Annotated in this window: 17 protein-coding genes and 1 pseudogene; 2 read left to right on the forward strand and 16 right to left on the reverse strand. The window is 55.3% G+C overall.

The features are described 5' to 3' along the window. Positions 1 to 203: transposase (locus tag ABD76_RS19735; RefSeq protein WP_197258859.1), on the reverse strand; the 203-nt coding region annotated here is incomplete at its 3' end. Positions 204 to 282: 79 nt separating this feature from the next. On the opposite strand from ABD76_RS19735, the gene ABD76_RS19740 reads away from it, so the two are divergent. Next, positions 283 to 828, forward strand: a complete 546-nt coding sequence (locus ABD76_RS19740; protein WP_197258862.1) for a hypothetical protein — start codon at positions 283 to 285, stop codon at positions 826 to 828. A 349-nt stretch (positions 829 to 1,177) separates the two neighbouring features. Here the strand turns inward: ABD76_RS19740 and ABD76_RS19745 are convergent, their stop codons facing one another. From ABD76_RS19745 to ABD76_RS19760, 5 genes are all read right to left on the reverse strand, one after another. Beyond that, positions 1,178 to 2,419: an NRAMP family divalent metal transporter gene (locus ABD76_RS19745; RefSeq protein ID WP_197258863.1), complete on the reverse strand. Its 1,242-nt coding sequence runs from the start codon at positions 2,417 to 2,419 to the stop codon at positions 1,178 to 1,180. A 187-nt stretch (positions 2,420 to 2,606) separates the two neighbouring features. Continuing rightward, positions 2,607 to 3,563, reverse strand: a complete 957-nt coding sequence (locus ABD76_RS19750; protein ID WP_197258864.1) for a 3'-5' exoribonuclease YhaM family protein — start codon at positions 3,561 to 3,563, stop codon at positions 2,607 to 2,609. A 496-nt stretch (positions 3,564 to 4,059) separates the two neighbouring features. Beyond that, positions 4,060 to 4,677 (reverse strand): GyrI-like domain-containing protein, encoded by a 618-nt coding sequence (locus ABD76_RS19755; protein WP_338125156.1) that lies wholly within the window; start codon positions 4,675 to 4,677, stop codon positions 4,060 to 4,062. Next, a complete protein-coding gene (locus ABD76_RS29645) occupies positions 4,605 to 4,937 on the reverse strand; it encodes a hypothetical protein (RefSeq protein WP_242069660.1) in 333 nt (110 codons plus the stop codon). Before ABD76_RS29645 ends, ABD76_RS19755 begins: the two co-directional genes overlap by 73 nt. A gap of 4 nt (positions 4,938 to 4,941) precedes the next feature. Further along, on the reverse strand, positions 4,942 to 6,045 hold the full coding sequence (locus tag ABD76_RS19760; RefSeq protein WP_197258865.1) for a C45 family autoproteolytic acyltransferase/hydrolase: 1,104 nt from the start codon (positions 6,043 to 6,045) through the stop codon (positions 4,942 to 4,944). 195 nt (positions 6,046 to 6,240) lie between these two features. Between ABD76_RS19760 and ABD76_RS19765 the strand changes: the two genes are divergently transcribed. Beyond that, positions 6,241 to 8,703 carry a TPM domain-containing protein gene (locus ABD76_RS19765; protein WP_197258866.1) on the forward strand — a complete coding sequence of 821 codons (2,463 nt, stop codon included), beginning with the start codon at positions 6,241 to 6,243 and terminating at the stop codon, positions 8,701 to 8,703. A 107-nt stretch (positions 8,704 to 8,810) separates the two neighbouring features. Here ABD76_RS19765 and ABD76_RS19770 read toward each other — a convergent pair whose 3' ends face one another. The 10 genes and pseudogenes from ABD76_RS19770 to ABD76_RS19810 form a co-directional block, all read right to left on the reverse strand. Then, entirely contained in the window at positions 8,811 to 10,664 is a 1,854-nt protein-coding gene (locus ABD76_RS19770; protein WP_242069661.1) for a putative bifunctional diguanylate cyclase/phosphodiesterase, read from the reverse strand. Between the two features lie 286 nt (positions 10,665 to 10,950). Continuing rightward, a complete protein-coding gene (locus ABD76_RS19775) occupies positions 10,951 to 11,472 on the reverse strand; it encodes an alpha/beta hydrolase (protein WP_197258867.1) in 522 nt (173 codons plus the stop codon). Positions 11,473 to 11,687: 215 nt separating this feature from the next. Next, a complete protein-coding gene (locus ABD76_RS19780; RefSeq protein ID WP_197258868.1) occupies positions 11,688 to 13,433 on the reverse strand; it encodes a methyl-accepting chemotaxis protein in 1,746 nt (581 codons plus the stop codon). 272 nt (positions 13,434 to 13,705) lie between these two features. Then, positions 13,706 to 14,146 (reverse strand): Rrf2 family transcriptional regulator, encoded by a 441-nt coding sequence (locus ABD76_RS19785; RefSeq protein ID WP_197258869.1) that lies wholly within the window; start codon positions 14,144 to 14,146, stop codon positions 13,706 to 13,708. A gap of 110 nt (positions 14,147 to 14,256) precedes the next feature. Further along, positions 14,257 to 14,781, reverse strand: a complete 525-nt coding sequence (locus tag ABD76_RS19790; protein ID WP_197258870.1) for a hypothetical protein — start codon at positions 14,779 to 14,781, stop codon at positions 14,257 to 14,259. Positions 14,782 to 14,897: 116 nt separating this feature from the next. After that, complete coding sequence (locus ABD76_RS30480) at positions 14,898 to 15,284, reverse strand: ATP-binding domain-containing protein (RefSeq protein ID WP_338125157.1); 387 nt, start codon at positions 15,282 to 15,284, stop codon at positions 14,898 to 14,900. A 48-nt stretch (positions 15,285 to 15,332) separates the two neighbouring features. Continuing rightward, a complete protein-coding gene (locus ABD76_RS19795; RefSeq protein WP_338125158.1) occupies positions 15,333 to 16,511 on the reverse strand; it encodes a HelD family protein in 1,179 nt (392 codons plus the stop codon). 223 nt (positions 16,512 to 16,734) lie between these two features. Then, positions 16,735 to 16,878: pseudogene (locus tag ABD76_RS19800) on the reverse strand (SDR family oxidoreductase); the annotation flags it as partial. A gap of 18 nt (positions 16,879 to 16,896) precedes the next feature. Next, entirely contained in the window at positions 16,897 to 18,009 is a 1,113-nt protein-coding gene (locus ABD76_RS19805) for a HAMP domain-containing sensor histidine kinase (protein WP_197258871.1), read from the reverse strand. A 217-nt stretch (positions 18,010 to 18,226) separates the two neighbouring features. Continuing rightward, positions 18,227 to 18,874 (reverse strand): pyridoxamine 5'-phosphate oxidase family protein, encoded by a 648-nt coding sequence (locus tag ABD76_RS19810; protein WP_197258872.1) that lies wholly within the window; start codon positions 18,872 to 18,874, stop codon positions 18,227 to 18,229. Between the last annotated feature and the right edge of the window lie 19 nt (positions 18,875 to 18,893).

An 18,893-nucleotide genomic window follows, 5' to 3' on the forward strand; every position in this document is an offset into this window, starting at 1 on the left:
TTATGCGGGTATGTCCCATTTCGATATCCCTTGCGCTCCTCTGCCCGCTCATAACGTTCTGCATCCAACTGTTCGGTCACCTGCGCTTGTAAGACTTGATTCAATACGGATTCCAGCAGCTTGGCTACTCCCGCATCCTTACTATCTCCAATAAATAATTGATGCAAAATATTCGAATCTACGTTAATCTGATATTGAGCCATTTTCAAATCCACCTCACTAGTTTGTTGTGTCAGCAACTACATTCTACTTGAGGGGTTTGAATATGGCTCTCTTCATTTATTGGAAGAAGCTATTTTACACAATTATACGGACTCAACTGCTAGTGGTGTAGTTGATGGAATTTTCGAGGGATGGAGTAGTGTAATTTATATTGGGAAAACTGCAAATGCTAAAGAATTTAAGTACACTTACCGGACTCATTTCCAATGGAGCAGACTCCCAAATTTCTATTGGACTGACAGTGTTGGGCACTCTTGGGGTGGAGATGTTGTAGGAGTACAATCACATGGTGATTACGTAATTGATACTGGGTTAGTCTGTAATGGTTGCGATAGAGGTTTTGAGGAGATTGATCAATCTTCAGTTTATGGAACTAAAGGAACAGTTGATTTATTTGGAATAGAAGGGATACACTACGGCACACTTAGAACAGAAGTTCGCATTCCAGTAGAGCACAAGGGGCGTACGGCTGCATTTGCTTCGGTATATGGCCATGCTTATACTCCAAGCACTATGAGTATTTCTATTGAACCTATAGGCATAGACATTTCTGGTTATGGTGATAAATGGTCTTGGAGGGAATCATTTATTGTTAAACCAGACTAAACGTTCTCAGCATATTGTTTATTAGTACGACCAGCTAGGTAAGGCATTTGGAAAGGCGTCAATGAAATAAATGGACGACATGGAAAAGTCGCTGATTATTCAGCGGTTTTTTTATTGCTGGAATATCCCTCCTTATGTCGAAATGTGTAGTGAGGGAGGCGATTCAATGATAAGCCAAATAACAATCAATGAAGTCACTGTAGAAGTAGACTCTTATGTTGCAAGTAAGGAGAAGAAAGAGTACTTTTTCCCACCTCCCTATTCTCTGTTGACCCGTTACCCCACCCATTATGCAATGCCTGCCTATGCCCCCCTTCCATCTTGCTCTCTCCTGCCCCTGGCCGCCGCCCTACCGCAGGAAGGTCAGCAGCTGAATCACCGATAAATAAAGAAGCCAGAGAGCGGCAAATCCCGCGATGACATTCGTGAACCAGCCGTTCGTGCGGCTGCCGAGCACCTGTTTGTTGTTGCCGAGCAAGACCAGCACGATGGCGATAAGCGGCGCTCCAAGCACCGTCGTCGCCTGGGCCATGATAATCAATTGAATCGGATTGGCCTCGGCCAAAATCGCGATCAGCGTGCTCCCCGCCAGCAGCAGGGACGTGAATATTTTAACGCTCTTGTCGTTCAGCGTGCGGCCCCAGCCGAAGCCGTCCGACAGCAGCATTCCCCCCAAGACGGCGTTCGCGACGAAGGAAGAGAAGGAAGCCGCGAACAGACCGAGGAGGAACAGCCATTTCGCCAGCGGCCCCAGCAGCGGCTCCAGTTGGATGGCCATATCCAGGGCGCTCTGCACTTGAATGCCTTGGGGGGCGAGCACGGCAGCCGACGTAATCATAATGATGAGGGTCAGGCCGCAGAGGACCGCGATCCCGACGACGGCGCTCGCGTTGCTCTTGCGCAGATCTTGCGGCTGCCATCCTTTGCCCTGAACCATATAGGCTTGCCCGGCCGCCCCGGCAATGCTGAAGCTGGTCGCCGAGATGGCAATGACCAGCCCCCAGATGGCAGGCGGGGAAGGCACAAATCCTGCGGCCAGCGCGCCCAGGTCCGGCGATATGCGGAACAGATTCCCGATGAAGGCGATGATCATCAGGATGACCATCAGCATCATCACCTTTTCCAATAGCTTGTAGAAGTTGCTCGAGGTCCAAATACATGCAAGGGCGATCGCGAGAAAGACGCTGGCCCACAACGCGATGCCTCCGCCAAATGCAGTGTCGAAGGCCAGGCCGACGCCAATGTTGTTGCCGGTCTGGAAGCCCGCCGTGATCAGAAACACGCTTAGCCCGATGAGGATCGCCAGCCAGCGCCCGTACTGCCGCTGAACGATGAAAAGCAGCGAGTCGCGGTTCAGGCACCCGATCTTGCCGGCGATGACGGTGAACGCGGACATAAAGACGGCAGCAATGACAAGCACCCACAGCGCCGAGTACTGCATAAGCGCCCCGGCGCTGCTGCTGACCGTGATGCTCCCGGGTCCCAGGACGGTTGCGGCGGTAATGAAGCCCGGGCCGAGAAGGAGCAAGCATTTCCTCCATATACTGCTCGGATTGCGGGCTGCATTCAGCTTCGTGTCGAAGTTGCTCAACAAGTCCACCTCCCAAAACATAAAGCGCTTACATTCATTATACTCGGGAGATTTTCCGAGCAGGCGACTTTAAAATGTCTCTAAATATGCCCCCTTGAGCAAGATAGCGGACAAAAAAAGCAGCCGGTCCATGACTGAACATGAATCCGCTGCCTTCCGGCCTCTTGGCGCTGCTTATCCTTATGTACTACAGCTTCATCCGGTATATCGCCTTGTTCTCCAAGCCGCGGATGAACGGCGTCCACTCCTCCGTCTCCGGCGTCGTGTCCAGCGCATCCTCGACCATCTGGAGCTTCGCGTCGAGCGCGTCGATATGATGGAGCGCCACCGCCTCCGGCGTCTGCGGCTGCACCGGGCTGCCCCATTCGCCCAGATTATGATGGGACAGCACGAGATGCTGCAGGCCGAGCACCTTCGGCGAGTCGAGATCGATGTCGAGCCGCAGGGCCGCCTCCGTAATCCAGTTCGATGCCATCGAGATATGGCCGACCAGCTTGCCCTGAACGCTGTATTCCGAGACGATGCCGAGCTGGGCCACCATTTCCTCCGGCTTCGCTATATCATGAAGAATGATGCCCGCCTTCAGCAGATCCGGATTCAGGAACGGCCGCTGACGGCACAAAAAATCCCCGATTTCCAGCATGCGCACCATATGGTAGGCCAAGCCCGCAAAATAGGCATGGTGATGGGTTTTCGCCGCCGGGTAGTGCATCAGCTTCTCCTCCACCTTCCCTACGCAGAAGCTGACAAGCGCGCGAATCTCTTTATCGGAAATGCTGGCGATGGCCTGCTTGATCGCATGAATCAGGTCGATGGGACGGATCGGCGCGGAGCGGATGAAATCGGTCAACGTCACCCCGTCCTCTTCCCTCGCCGGCCGGATTTGCAGGATTTTCACCTGCAGCCTCTCCCGATAGGTCTGCACGATGCCGCGCACCTTTACGAGCCCCATCGGGAAAAACGTCTCCTTATCGGTCGGGGAGGCATCCCAGTATTTAGCAGGGAGCTGCCCGGTCGCATCGCACAGGACGATGTCCAAATAGTCCTTCGGCGGATTGCCGTTCGTCTGCTTGACCTCCAGTTCCTTCAACAAATAAAAGCCGATAAACTCGTCCTGATTCGTAAGTTGCTTGATTAATGTCACTTGATAAGTTCCTCCTTGCCTTGATACCTATATTATACAACGAGTTCACCGTGGAGGGCGGGATCAAATGGAACACGCTTCTGTTCTCGTTGCGGCCAGGGCGGCCGCCAGCACAAAAACGACCTTTTCCGCACATGGCGGAAAAAGATCGTTCTCTGCTTGGAGCGTGTGCATTATGCATTCAGCGTTCTACATTCTGCATTCTATGTTCTGCCTTCTGCGTTCCGCATGCAGCGTTATGCATTCAGTGTTCTGCACTCATTCTTATGCATTCAGTGTTATCCACTCAGTGTCATGCATAAGCGTTGTGCATTCTGAGTTATGCTCCACGTTCTGCCTTCTCTGTGTGACGCCCCGCGTTCTGCCTTCTGGGTTAGCCGTTCTTCCATGTCGCACTCTGCTGAGCGTTACGCGCTCTGCGTTAGGTGTCCTGCTTATGCGTGTGTTCTGCGTTCTATGTTCTGCGCCCTGGATACATCTCTCGTGACCTCCGCCCTTAGCCGCATGCGCCGTCCCCCGGCTTGACCGGGATGTAGATCCGAATGATGGAATCCTTATGCTCCGTTCCGCAAAAGTCTTCTCCATACTGTTCGAAATCGTCGCGAGCGTCCAGCTCCCAAGCAGAGGCTTGCAGCCATGTGCCCCAAATGTACTCATAGCTGCTGCGCAGCAAGGAGGTTGGACCCCGGTGGCGGAAGACCGCATACAAGCCGGGGCGAATCACATAAGCGGCCATCCCCGGCGGAGGCGTCCCGTCTCCGGCCGCCTCGAAGCCGACGAATTGCCCGAACATCGTCTCCTCGCTCAGATCATGGACGGGCATCGCCCCCATCGCCTGGCAAATGCCGTAAGCCGCCGAACCCAAGCTCCCGGCCGGAGCCTCCCGGCGCTGCAGCAGCAATTCGGACCACATGGCCGGGATATGATTGTCGCGCAGATTGCTGCGGCCCTGCAGCCCGACGACTGTAATGCTCCGCTCCAGCTCGACGATCTCCGGCTCGAGGCAGATGCTGCTGACGCGATGCCGCAGCCGCGGGCCGATCAGCGCTCCTTTGCTGTTGACGACCGGCCGTATCCCCTTGCGGCGGAAGGCGTGCGGAGACAGGCCGAACACCTTTTTGAAGGCGCGGCTGAAGGCTTCATGCGACTCGAACTGATATCGACGGCGATGTCCAGTATCGGCCGCCGCGTTCCCATCAGTTCCAGCGACGCTTCCGTCAGGCTCCGCTTGCGGATATAGTCTCCGATCGTCTCCCCCGTCATCCGTTCATTGGTTCCTTGCACCTCATCCAGCGCCGCTCCCTTCGGAACGGCCGTGCCGCACATCCGGGCCGGGGGCCGGGCCTCCTCGCCGCCACAGGTTGACTGCCGCATCGCATCAGACCATCTGCCAGAAGCCGGGCTCCGGATCGCGATGCTCCATCCGCACCTTCACCTGCTCCAGCGGGAACGGTTCCCCGATACGCACAGTATACCATGGATTCTGGAGCGGCGAACCGAAGCAGACATCCAGCGTGCGTTCGTTCACATCGAACAGCATTGAATAGAGCGTGCCGAACCATTGGCGGTAATTGTGCACGGTCAATCCATGCGGATATTCCCGCTGTACCAGCCCGCGCAGCTCGTCCTTGCCGATCGGCGCGCTTCCTCCGAGCGCCTCGTTCAACAGCTCATGGCGCACGACGGAGTGATACAGACGGCGCGGCTCCAGCCGGGCGACTTCCGGGAACAGCGGATGGTTCGTCGCTGTCACATAAGGCTCTGCCGTCCCGTCCGCTTCCTTGACCGCCACCTCGCCGTCGAACGTCTCCAGCAGCGCGGCATGTCCGGAGGCGTCCGCAATAATCAGATTCATGTTCGATGCAATCGGCATCTCGCGTATGGCGGCGACGGCCTCCGCGGCCGTCCGGCAGCGTTCGAGCACCGTACGCACGACCGCCCAGAACTGCAGGCCGCTCGCCTTCGCCGGCCGCATGCCCTCCATATTGCCGACCGGCTGGCCGCAGGCCGAGAAGGTGACGCACAGCCCGTGCTCGTTCATTCCTTCCGTTCGTCCGAACAGGAGGGTCGAGAACCCGATATGCCGGTACCGCCCGTGAATCGCGGTATCGCAGAGCCGCATGTCGGCAAGCTCCGGGGACAGATCGTAATTGCGCAGCACATACGTCCGCCCGTCTGCCGTCTTCCCGGGCAGGACGGCGCAGTGGCTGCAGCCCGCCTGAATGTCGGTCCCCGCGTAATAGACCATCCGGCCCGGCTCGACGCCAAGCTGCTCGGCCGCCCCGAGCAGTTCGTCATTGATGCCGGGACAGTAGTCGTCCAGCAGCCGCATCGTCTCCCGCATCCGCGCTTCCGGCAGCGGCTCCGGAAGGACGAGCATCGGCATCCATGCCGGATGCTCCGCCGCGAATCGTCCCTGCTGCCGGCCCGCCTCCCGGCTCGTGCCCTTCAAGTGTACAAAATACCCCGTTTTCTCTTGCATGCAATACCCTCTCCTTTACGTATCCTGATTCGCTCCCATCCATCTTACCAACCGGCAGCGGGACACACTTGATACTTATTGCGCTTTTCCCCCGACAGATCCGGCGCGAACTTTGCAGGAACTTTCCCCCAAGTCCGCCGTAATTCCGTTATACTGGAAATAGACTATCGGGGAGAGACAACGGGAGGGTTCAACGTGCAATATGCGCTGCGCATCATTATGCTTTTTCTTGTCATTGTGATATCCGCCGCTCCGGGAACGGCGAGGGCGGAGGGAGTTCCGGCCAAGGAGGGACTGGTTCAGGATACGGCGCAGATGCTGTCGAAGAAGTCAATCGCCTCCATCGAGAAGGCGGCCAAAGGGAAGCTGTACACCTTCTACCTCCTGACCGTGGACAGCTTGAATGGAACGTCCCCGGCCGACTATGCCAACGACGTGTACGATCAATGGGAACTGGGAGCGGATGACATCCTCCTCCTCATCTCCAAGCAGGAGCGGCGGGTGGAGATGAATTTCAACAACCCCGCCCTCCAGGACAAGATCGATGCCGAGACCGGCATCCGCGGCGACGTGCCGGGCAGCCTGAAGGCATGGCTGGACGCTCACTTTATCCCGAAGGCGAAGGAAGGCGATTTCGCCGCGGCATCCATCGCATTGATGAAGGCGACGCATGCCTTGAAGCCGCTGGCGCCCGTCGCCGCCGAGACCGATCCGGACGAGGCGCAGCAGGACGCGGCGCAGCAGGACGCGGCGCAGCAGGAGCCGCCTCCCGCGATGCCGCTCTCGATCGACTGGCAGCTTGTGCTGCTGTGCGCTGGCGGGCTGCTTATCCTCGCCGTCGCCGGGGAGCGCGGGGAACTGTGGATCCGGCTGCGGCTGATCCGCCGGCGTCAGCCCGCGTTGATGGTGCGGGTAAACCAGGCGCTGGAGAAGAACAAGACCTATCTCGATCTGTCCCAGGGCGAGACGCAGCAGGCGGCCAGGACCGCCGATCGGGAATTGGCGGACATTCTCATCTGGCTGAACGCCAGACAGCAGGAGCTCCGGGCCATTCCGAAGCGGCAATGGCTCATGCCGTCCCTGCGCAAGCAGGTTGCGGCCGCGGCCGCCGAGCTGAAGGAGCGCACGGCGGATGCGGAACGGCATGTCGCCGCAATCGGCCATATCGAACAGCTAGACCGGACATTGAAGCAGACGATTGCGGATGCGGAGGAACGGCTGCAGACCGCCGACCGCGACATCGCGGCGGAAATTCAGGCGCGAGGCTGGCCGCTCGATGAGCTGCGGCGCCGCCACCACGCGGTCAAGGCGGAGCTGGCGGAGAGCAAGCAGCTGGAGATTTTCGACCCGCTGGGCGCCGAGCACCGCGTCGAGCACGCGAATGAGGAGCTGCGGCGGCTGGAGAACGACATCGCAAGCATCGCCGAGCTGGCGGAGATCTACCGCCGGACTCCGCAGCAGATGGCGGAGAGCCGGGAGCGCGTTCAGACCATCGCGCAGGAATTCCGGCTGAAGCTCGTGCGCATCGATCCGTATGGCAATATCGAGCAGACGGGACAGGTCAACGAGCAGATGCAGGAGCTGCTGCGGCATGGAGATATCCCGGCGGCGATCCAGCGTGTCGAGCTGATGAGGCAATTGCTGGCCGATGCAGTGAACATGACGCAGCGGCAGGCGGATTTGCAGGTCAAGAATGCCAAGGACATCGCCCAGCTCAAGTCGAGACTGGACGGGTACCTCCGCCGGGATCAGGAACTGTCCGAGGTGACCGTGCGCGTGCAGGCCGCCTACCGGACGAAGCATTGGGAGCAGCTATGGCATCTGTATCGCGAGAAATATCAGTGCCTGTCCGATGTCGGGCCGGCGCTGGGCCAGGCCGAGTATTGGTCCGGCATCGATGTGCAGGAATACGACATGGCACGGGAAGAGCTGGATCGGATGCTGCTGCGGCTGGCCGAGCTGGATCATGCCATCGAGCGGTATGAGCGCCAGGTAAGAGAACTGGACAGCGCGCACAAGGAGGCGCTGCGGAAGCAGGCGCTGCGGAAGCAGGCGGCGGGCGAAGCGGCCTTCGCCAAAGCCCAACGCATCCTATCCCGCCAGCATCTCGCCCAGCTGTGGGGAGAGCGGGAGCATCGTCTGGAGCGGCTGCAGTCCGGGCTTCGGAACCTCGTCGCCGATCCGCCCTATGATGTCGGCCTGATGAACGAGGTGAGCGGGGAATTCGTTGACGAAGCCAATGCATACCTGGGCGTCATCGAACGGGCCGCCGTACAGAAGCGCAATGCGGAACGGGAGCTTGATCGGGCGGCCAGCCAATACCGGCGCGCGTATTCCCGGGCGAGAAGCAAAATCAACGTCTCGCCATTCGATTCCCGCTTCGCTTCGATCCACCGCGAGGCCAGCGATCTGATGCGGCGAGGGGCCTATGACGAAGCTGCGCGCACCGCAGCGGCCATGACTGGAATTATCGCGGCCATGGAATCGGCGTATAACGATGTGCTGCGGGATGAGCGGCGGGCGGAAGAAGCGAGGCGGGCCCAGGAGCGCAGGACATCGAATTCGTCGGGCGGCTCCGGTTGGGGAAGCGGGAGCTCCTCCTCCGGCGGTTCCAGCTGGAGCAAGAACAATAATTCCTCTGGCGGGTCGAACTGGTAGATGCAGGAGCGTGCGGCAGGAAGCCCGAACGAGAAGCAAGGCTGTGCACCGGCAGCAAGGCCGGATGCACAGCCTTTTTTTGCCGCGGGAGACGCGTACCCCTTGGCCTATTTTCCGCTTAGAATCATGTTCTGCAATTGGTCTGCGGTCACCGGCGGGCTGAAAAAGAAGCCCTGAATGTCATCGCACCCGTTCTCGCTTAAATAATGAAGCTGGTCCTCCGTCTCGACGCCTTCGGCGATCACGCGCATGTTCAAATGATGGGCCATTGAAATAATCGTCGCCACGATCGCCTTGTCATTCGGATTGCTCGTCACATCCTTCATGAACGAGCGGTCGATCTTCAGCTTGCGAATCGGAAACAGCTTCAAATAGCTGAGCGAGCTGTACCCCGTGCCGAAATCGTCCATGCTGATATACATGCCGAGGGCCGTCAGCTCCTGCAAAATTTTCGTCGAGCGGGTGACGTCCATCATCATGCTTTCCGTAATCTCCAGCTCCAAATATTCCGGCGGCAAACCGGTCTCTTCCAAAATGCCGCGAATCGTCTCGCATAGATTGGACTGATGGAATTGCTGGGTCGACAGATTGACCGACACGCGGATTTTCGGCCCGCCGGCATCATGCCATGCCCGCATCTGGCGGCAGGCCTCCCGCAAAATCCAGGCGCCCATCTCGTAAATCATTCCCGTCTCCTCCGCGATCGGAATAAAGACGGACGGATCGAGAAGGCCCTTGCGCGGATGGTTCCAGCGCACCAGCACTTCAACGCCGATCAATTGATTCTCCTTCAGCGTATATTGCGGCTGATAATGAACGACCAGCTCTTGGCGGGCCACCGCTTTGCGCAAATCATTCTCCAGCTCGATCTTCTCCTGCAAATGGGCGTCGAATGCCGCGGAATAGAACTGGAAGGCGTTCTTGCCGTCCTTCTTCACTTCATACATCGCCTTGTCCGCATTGCGAAGCAATTCGGAAGCGGTCATGCCATGCTCCGGATAGATGGCGATGCCGATGCTCGTCGTCACAAAAAACTCGGTCCGGTTCAACTGGTACGGCAGCCGGATCTGCTCGATCATGCGCAAGGCCAAGCCGGCGGGATCATGCTCCGCATCCGCCGCGCACAGCACGGCGAATTCATCTCCGCCCATCCGGGCGATGAAGCTGCTCTCCTCGCCGGCCGCCTCCTGCAGCCGGGAGCTGACCATCTTCAAAAATTGATCGCCATAGGCATGCCCCAGCGAATCATTGATCATTTTGAACCGGTCGATATCCAGCACCATGACCGCGAACCGGCTCTGCGCCTCCGCTCCAAGCTCGATCCGCTCCTGCAGCCGCTGCTGCAGCATCCGGCGGTTCGGCAGCCCGGTCAGCTCATCATGGAACGCCTGATGCTGGATTTTCTCATTCGCCCGCTTCTCATAGGCTTCCAGCACGAGCTGCTGCTCCAGGTTCAACAGCTTCGTAATCGACAAGCAGACGGTCAGCATCCGGTCCTTGTCGGGCAAATGAAGGTTCAGCATATGGATGAACGCATTTTGCAGATTTTGGAACGCGCCCATATACCAGCGGGTTTTCAAGCCGATTCGTTCATGGACGATCGCGATCCGCATCCGCTTATCGATAAATTCCCGGTCGATCCGGCCGCTGAACATTTCGATCAAATGCCCCTTCAGCGTTTTGCGAAGCTTTTCGATATGGCTGTGATCAATGATCAATTGTTTCAATATATGTATGCGCAGCACCGAATCATAGAAAGAATCCACGATGTCGTCGATATGCTCCAGCACGAGCGGGCGAATCGAACGCACAATCTCCAGATCCTTTTCCGTTAATTCGATCATGTTCATTTGCGCGGTTATTTTTTCATCCAAGTGCAGCTGGGCGTCATCTGAATCCTTCCAAGGTTCATCAAGCCAGAGCCCGCTGGCGTTGGAAAAGGGACAGGAGCGATTCTGCAAGACGGCGTGCCTCCTTCTGTAGGTAACGGACAGGCGGGTCATCCCATGACGTCATCGTAAGTCAGTCCGATCTGCTTGCATAGTTTCTTTTTCTCTTTATACCCTTTACCGGCTCCCTTGTCCATCGTTTTGTCGCATCGCGTCGCAACATGTCATATAAGCATGGAAAAGCGGCCGCTTACGCAGCAGCCGCTTCCCTGTCCAATCCGCGATCCGTGCCTCCATCCCGCGCTCCCGCGCCGTGCTGGAGGCTGTTCTGTCCCTTCCTTGCCCGATACCCGGCCGGTTAGAAGCCGATCTTCTTCAGCCACTTGCCGCATTGGGCCGTCCACCCGCCGACATACGGGTCGGACAAGGCCAGACCTAGTCCATGCGGCCCCTTGTCGTAGACATGGAGATCGAAAGGGACCGCCTTCCGGCTGAGCGACAAGGCGAACTGGAGGCTGTTCTCCACCTTCACGTCATCCTCGGCCGTATGCCACAAAAAGGCCGGGGGCGTATCCTCCGTCACATGGCGCTCGTTGGACAGCGCCTCGATGAGCTGCGGATCCGCATTGGGACCGAGCAGATTCTCGCGCGAGCCGGGATGCCCGGTCTCTCCCATCGTAATGACCGGGTAGCAGAGCACCATCGCATCGGGGCGGCAGCTCTCCCTGTCGATCGGATCGGCGGCATGCGGCGAACCGAGGTCATACCGGGTTCCCGCCGTTGAGGCAAGATGCCCGCCTGCCGAGAAGCCGAGAATGCCGACCCGCGGCTCCCCCATAGATAATGGCGCGCCTTGCGGCCATAGCAACATCCGATTCATCGTTCGTCCTCCTTATGCAGCCTCTCGGGTTCGCATCCTGCGCCAAAGGCGGCGCGCGATGCGCTAGTATGAGCATCTCACGAGGCGCTTTTCATTGCAAGCGGCTGTGCTCCCAATTCGACAATGACGATACAATAAAACACAAACCTCCGGAAGATACATTTCTTCTTTCACGGAGGTTTGTGTTCATTTGCTTCCTTATGGCGAGTTGTGGCTTAGATGATAAATTTCTTCATTTCCTGATCCAGCTCTTTCATTTTGGCGCTCATCACGGCCGCGGAATCGGCGATCTCCTCCACAATAGCCAGCTGCTCCTCAGAGGAAGCGGCCACGCTCTGCGAGCTCTCAGAGGCGTTCTTCGCGAGCTCCGCCAGGTTATCAAGCACAGCGGCTACCTGCTCGCTGCCGGCAGACATTTCTTCCGAAGCCGCAGATACTTCTTGAATTTGATCGGATACTTCCTGGATAGAATTCCATACCTTCTGGAAGGTCTCCCCGGCTATTTGCGCAATTTGAGTCCCTTCCTGCACATCCGCCGACGCGGATTCCATCGTGCCGGCCACATGTCTTGTGTTCGCTACGACGGATTGCAGCAGCTCCGCGATCTGCTCCGTCGATACCTTCGCTTGCTCGGCAAGCGATCGCACTTCCTTCGCGACGACCCCGAAGCCCCGCCCATGCTCGCCGGCCCGGGCCGCTTCAATCGAAGCGTTCAGCGCCAACAGATTCGTCTGCGTGGCTAGATTGCCGATCACCGATACGATTTGCTCGATCTCATTGGATTGCTCGGCCAGCTTCCGCACCATCGTTACCGACTCATTCACGGAGGAGTGGATGCTGTTCATCTGCGCGATCGTCTGCTGAACGACTTCATTCCCCTGCTTCGCGGCTTGAGCGGCCGCTACGCTGTACTCGGACACGTTCGAGGCCGATTCCGCAATCCGCTGGATGCCGACAGCCATCTCGCCCATCGCGATCTTGCTTTCTTCCGTTCCCGTGAGCTGCGTCTCCGAGCCGGACGCCACCTCTTGAATGGCGCTGGAGATCTCGTGCGTCGATTGCGCCGTCTGCTGCGAGATGACGGTCAGATGGTTCGAAGCCTCCGTCACGTGGCTTGCCGTCTGCTTCATGCTTCCGATCAACTCGCGGATATCCTTTATCATTTCATTGAAGCTCGTTGACAGCACACCGATTTCATCCTGCGTAGTGACCGGGATTTGAACCGTCAAATCGCCCTTGGCCGCCCGCTTGGCCAACTGCGCCAACTCATTCAACGGACGGATTGTCTTGCGGATGAGCCACAGGATGAGAAGAATAAAAGCAATGCCGGTCACGGCGCCGACGGCTATATTTCTCCACAGCAGCTGGTTCAGATCGTCGTTGATTTTCGAATAGTTAAAATCAATCCCCAAAAGCGCGATCGTGTTATTTTGTTTATCTTCAATTGGAGACAATATCGTAATCCATTCGCCCATCGAATCGGCATAGACCGCAGAGATACCGATACCATCGTTCTTCATGTCATAATAAGCCTGGCGGAACTCTTCCGTCATCTCCACATCGCTTAGCGGCTTGTTGCCATGCTCAATCATATTATTGTTCGCCTGAATGACCGACATAAACACTTTTCCGTCTTTTTCGATCAGCTCCGGCTTTATCAGGTAGCTGTTGGAAATATAGCCCTCGCGCGTCATGCCCTGCAAATTCGACTGGATCCAGTCCATTTCTTGATCTTCCATATACTGGTCGTAACTCATCGTTTTCATTTTTTTCTGCGCCTTGGCAATGCCTTCTATTTCCAAGCTAATTTGCTGATCAAGGGAAGTATGTATATTTAACAGCTCATCGTAATAGATGCTTCGTTCGGAGATATAGGAAAAGCTGGTAAACACAACCGACATGACCGTAATCAGCGCGGACAGCACCAACACCGATTTAAATACTAAACTCTTGTTTCTCATGCGTTCGCCCCCTCAGATGTAAGCGGGAAAAATACGGGCGTCTTTCATCCATTCCGAACCGGCGGATTGATAACCGTTTGCTAATTCCGTATTTCTTCCTCGTAAAAATCCATAAATATATATCGTGATGATTCGACAAATATTTTAGATCAATATTTCCGAGACCTAATAAATGGGTATTTAGACCTATAATTTGCCATCTGTTCTGCCGAAAAAAACATGCATGGGGCTATCCGCCGCCATGCATGTCTGCTCGCAATACATGTCTCCAGCTATTCTTCTTCCGCATTCATGTGCATTTTCAGATTCAGGGCGACCTGCTCCAGCGTAATCCCTTCCAGCACGCGTTCCATCGCGGACTGCGCCTGGGCCATGATGATCTGCAGCACCGCTTCGATATTGGCGCCGACCGGACACTGCGGATTCGGATGCTCGTGCATGCCGAACAATTCCCCTTCCTCTACCGCTTCTACGGCGCGGTACACATCGAGCAGCGTAATCTCGCCCGCCGGACGCACCAAAGTAGCCCCGCCCGTTCCGGGACGGACCGCCACGAGACCGGCCTTCTTCAACTGGGAGGTCACTCTGCGAATGACCACCGGATTCGTGTTCACGCTGCCGGCCAGCCATTCGGAAGTATGATGAGCTTGCGGCTCCAACGTCAGCAAGGACAGTATATGAACGGCCACACTAAACCGGCTGCTTATCTTCATCTGGCTCACCCTTTCATGCAACCATTATAGTTACAACTAGCCTCCATTGTCAATACAGAGCCCTTTGCAAGCATGCCAAAGGCCGCCTCGCAAGGCGGCCCTGGGGCCCGTCACCCTATCGCGCTGTGATTGCGGCGCAGCAGGACATACAATCCCGATCCGATCAGCAGCATCGCCGCGAGAGAACCGCCGCCGGCTGCCCCGAGCACCGTCCCGATGCCGAACAGTAGGAAGAAGATCACCGACATGCTGCCCAATATATAAACCGGAACAAGCAGCCATTTATTGCGCCCGCCGAACAGATAGAAATCGAAGAGGCCGAAGGCTACGGCTAACGGGAAGCCCGGCCACATCCAGGACCAGGCGTCGAACAGCATCGAGATCTGGCAGACGACTCCAGCCATGCACAAAATTCCGCCGGGGATAAGCAGTCCCGGAGCCCTTCCCCGGGTCATCCCGAAATACATGACATGAAATAAAATGCCAAGCGGAATGACAAAAATGGCGGGCCAGAAATACCCGAACACATACCCCGGATCACTCAGCCTCATCTCGCCGTTCTGCAGCATATGCATCAGAATGATCAGTGACCCTGCGGCAATGAGCAGCATGCCGCCGAAGCTTTGTTTTTGCAATGCGATCCCCTGCTTTCCTTCATCTATTATTATATATTCAATAATGCATCGCAGCTTTACGCCGGATTAGACGACGGCCCCCGGGGACATCCCTTCATTCTTTTATTTCTATTTATCTACGCCATTTCCGGCAAGAACGGAGAAGCTTCTCCGGAATAAGTGAGCGTCAGCATATGCATAGCTCTTGTGCAGGCGATATACAGCAAGCCCCGATCCATCTCTGTCCTGTAATTCCCGGCGTCGCTAAAAGGCACGAGAACGTGATCGAACTCCAATCCTTTGGCCATATGCGAGGAACTCACGATAATCCCTTCATGGAATTGATCGGCATGCTTGATATCTTGATAATCGGCTGCCCCTTCCAAGAGAAGCTTCAAATAAACGAGTGGAAACACATCCGAAAACTCAAGCATTTTCGGTTTTTTGAGCTTGAACCATTCCGGCTTGCCCATATAATCATAGAAATCTTTATAAATGACAAGCATATTTTGCGTTCGGCACATCTTTTTTACCGCCGATTTGATTTTATGAACCGCCGCGGGCTTTAGCTTTTATCCATATTCATCCCGGGCGCTTCCCGCAACCATCGCCGCCGTTTTTGCCACCCGTTGTGTGAATGGCAGCTTGCCGGCCGCTTGATAGGCGCTCTGTATCTCCTCTTTGGCTACTTGCACGGTGTCAAACGATACATCGCTCGGGACGAAATAGGTCTCGCCCACATGCGCTGCAAACCGTTCCAGTTCATGCACAAAATCGATGCGGGCTTTGCTTCGGATACGCTCAATCACCGCTTCCTCTGCCGAGGCCGCAAGCTCCGCCACCTGCTCGTTGAAGGTCTGAAACTCGCATACGCCCTTCAGCTCCCTGGCGGCGAGCTCTTCAAAGCCCATCTCCATGATGTTTTCTTCCCCCAGCTCCGGCAGCACATTGGAAATATAGTCGGAAAACACTTTATTCGGGGAGAGAATCAATATATTTTGAGACGTTAACGTTCCTTTATACCGATACAAGAGGAAGGCAATCCGGTGCAGCGCGACAGAGGTTTTCCCGGAGCCGGCAACCCCTTGAATGATCAGCTCATGGGAACGCTCATTTCGGATAATGGCATTTTGCTCCCTTTGAATGGTGGCCGCAATATTTTTCATCCGCTCATCCGATGCGCGGCTGAGTTCTTTTTGCAGCACCTCGTCACGGATGTTCATATCGCTTTCGAGCATATACTCCATTGCGCCGTCTTTGATTTTATACTGCCTCTTGACCTGAATTTCCCCCTCGATGTCGCCTCCGGGAGAGGAATAACCGGCCCTGCCGATCTGAAAATCATAAAACATGCCGGCGATCGAGGAACGCCAATCAAAAATGACATTCTGTTGGCTGTCTTCGTCACTGAAGGAATGGACCCCGATATAATACGTGCCGCTTTCCGCCGCGTCGTCAGCAGCGAAGTCAACTCTGCCGAAATAAGGGGCATCCAGCAATTTGCGGAGTCTTCTTTGTTTTTCAACCGCCTTTTCCCCGTGATCGATGGTTAGCGATATGTCCACTCGGTTCGCCGCCCTTTCGGCCGGATCAAGCTGAGACAGGTTGCTCCAGACATATTTTTTCGCTTCGATGATGTCTTGCCGAGCCGCGCTTATCTTGTGATCGATCGCCTGCAGCGCCTTCCGGATCCAGGTCAACGTCCTGCCTAAATGCTCTCTTTCTTCCGCTTCCGTTTTATTCGTGATCATAGTCTCCCTCTTTTCTATATGAGAATACCGATAAGTATAGAGAAAAACCAAAAAAAATATAGACTTAACCTTTTCTTTGTAGTATTATATTTTTATCGTGGGTCCAAAAAAGGTCATACGAATAACCTAATTTTTACCTGTAAATGAACCAACCAAGCTGCGGCTCTTCAGCGCTTGGTTTTTTTGTGTCATGAAAAAAGGCACCCTCCGGGGTGCCTTTATTTTAGACCGCGGTATATCCTCCATCTACGAGCAAGGTCGTGCCCGTAATGAAGGAGGCGTCATCGCTGGCTAAGAACAGAACCGCTTTCGCCGCCTCTTCCGGCTTGCCGGCTCTTCCCATCGGATGCAACCCAACCAAATAACGTCTCGTAAAAAAGGAACATTAATGATGCCCCTCAGGCGCGCCTTTCCGCGGAAGCCGGACTTCAATGAGCGTCCGAATGACATTGCTTTGCGCTGTGATGGTGCCTTGATGCTGCGTCACAATATTTTTAGCAATGAACAAGCCAAGACCGCTACTCTCCTCCTCATCCGGTTGCGCTTTATCGCGGTTGTAAGAGATATCGAAAATATGCGGCAGCTCCTCCGGGGGAATGCCGTCTCCATAAGTGACCGCTTGAACGACAGCATCGCTTGCGTCGATACCGCAATGAATATCGATGAACACGCCCTTTTTGCCATAGTGGGCGGCATTCGTCAGCAAATTTTCAAAAACGCGCTGCAACATCTCGCCATCGCCCCGCACCGTGACATGCGGAGTCACATTCATGCGCATTTTGAGCCGGTATTTCTTGAACAAGGGAGATAATTGCTCATTCAACCGGATGAGAAGCTCGCTCAGATCGACTGTTTTTTTGTCGACTGCCACCTTGCCGTAACACACTCGCATAATTTCGTCCAGTTCATCGATCAGCTTTTCCAGCCGTTGAGATTTCGTCATCGCATTGGTCGCATAAAGTCTCATTTGTGCGGCAGACATCTGTTCGTCCTGCAGAATCAAGTTCAAATGACTCACCGCGGAGGTCAGCGGCGTACGCAAATCATTGATCAAATTCAATACCGCTTGCTCCTTGCCGTTTTCCGCGAGATCTCCCCTTGCCAAACCTTGCTGCAGCTTTTCGCTTGCCAAGTTGACGTCTCTCGCAAGGCCCCCGAGCTCATCCTTGGATCGAATCTCGATGCGGCTATTGAAGTCGCCGTTCGCAAGCTGATTGATTCCGTTGGAAATGACGCGAAAATAAGCTGCATAGCGTCGGGTCAGGAGAAAGAACAACAAGAACGAGAGCGGAATAAAAACAAGCAAAAAGCAGTTCATATCCCCAATCTCTCTCATATAGTGTCGAATTCGTGTCAATCGCGGATATTCATATTTGATCGAAAGATAATAGATCTGGAGGATCTTATAGAGCATAAAGGAAAGCACGCCCGATAAAAGCATGCTCAACCCAAAAAATAAAATCATTTTAACTCGAAAACTTCGGACTGTATTCGTCATTGGATATGTATCCCACTCCCTGTATAACATTAACACTACTGCTATTGTATCAGATTGAACCTCTTTCTGGTTCGACGGACTTCATATTTAAGATTTGTTATACGTGCTTCAGCGGACCCGGATACGGATGACTGCGCAACGCACATACCCGGCAAGAGCAATCCGTCCCAATCGGATTCCCTGCCGGGTCCTATGCTTCCTTCTATCGCGCTATCCGCTATTCTCGCCTTGCTTCGTTTTCATTGCCGCCATTTTTTCGATGATGCGGACACAAGGCTTCCATCAGGGCCACAGTATCCCGGTCCAACCCCTTATCCCGTTCAAGCAAGCCGGCGGTCACCTTTTCGAAAGCGGACGGCTTCATATTTTGCCCGAATTTGTACTTGGCCGACAGCTCATGAACCGTGATCCGGACAACCGAGGTGCTTTTGATCTGTCCGGTATAAGCCGGGTTCTCCGGATCAATCGGATCATAGCCCCCTTCCGGCTGAAGCTTGCGCATAAACGCCGAGAGCGCCTCCGCTTTTTCGGCAAGATCCGTCAATATTTCCGCATACCCCTTAATGAGCACGGACTTAAAAAAAGCGGTCGCGGGGCACGCCAGCTCCGGATTCGTAAAATAGGACGGCACGATGGCGTATTCCTTGGCTACGGCAAACGTCACTCTCTGGTCGGCTTTCATATTTTTCATTTTTTGTCCGGCGCTGCCGTGAAAGTACAAGCAATCGTTATGGTAGACAAAATTAAGCGGAGTAAGCTCCGGCCAGCCATCCGGATGGATCGTTCCCAGGATGCCGAAGCTCATCTCCTGTAAAAATCGTTCCGTCTCGGCCCTGTCCATCACTTCAAATTCTTTTCTGCGCATACGCTCTTCTCCCTCCGGC

The organism is Paenibacillus dendritiformis (genome assembly GCF_015845845.1).
Taxonomy (GTDB): Bacteria; Bacillota; Bacilli; order Paenibacillales; family Paenibacillaceae; genus Paenibacillus_B; species Paenibacillus_B dendritiformis_C.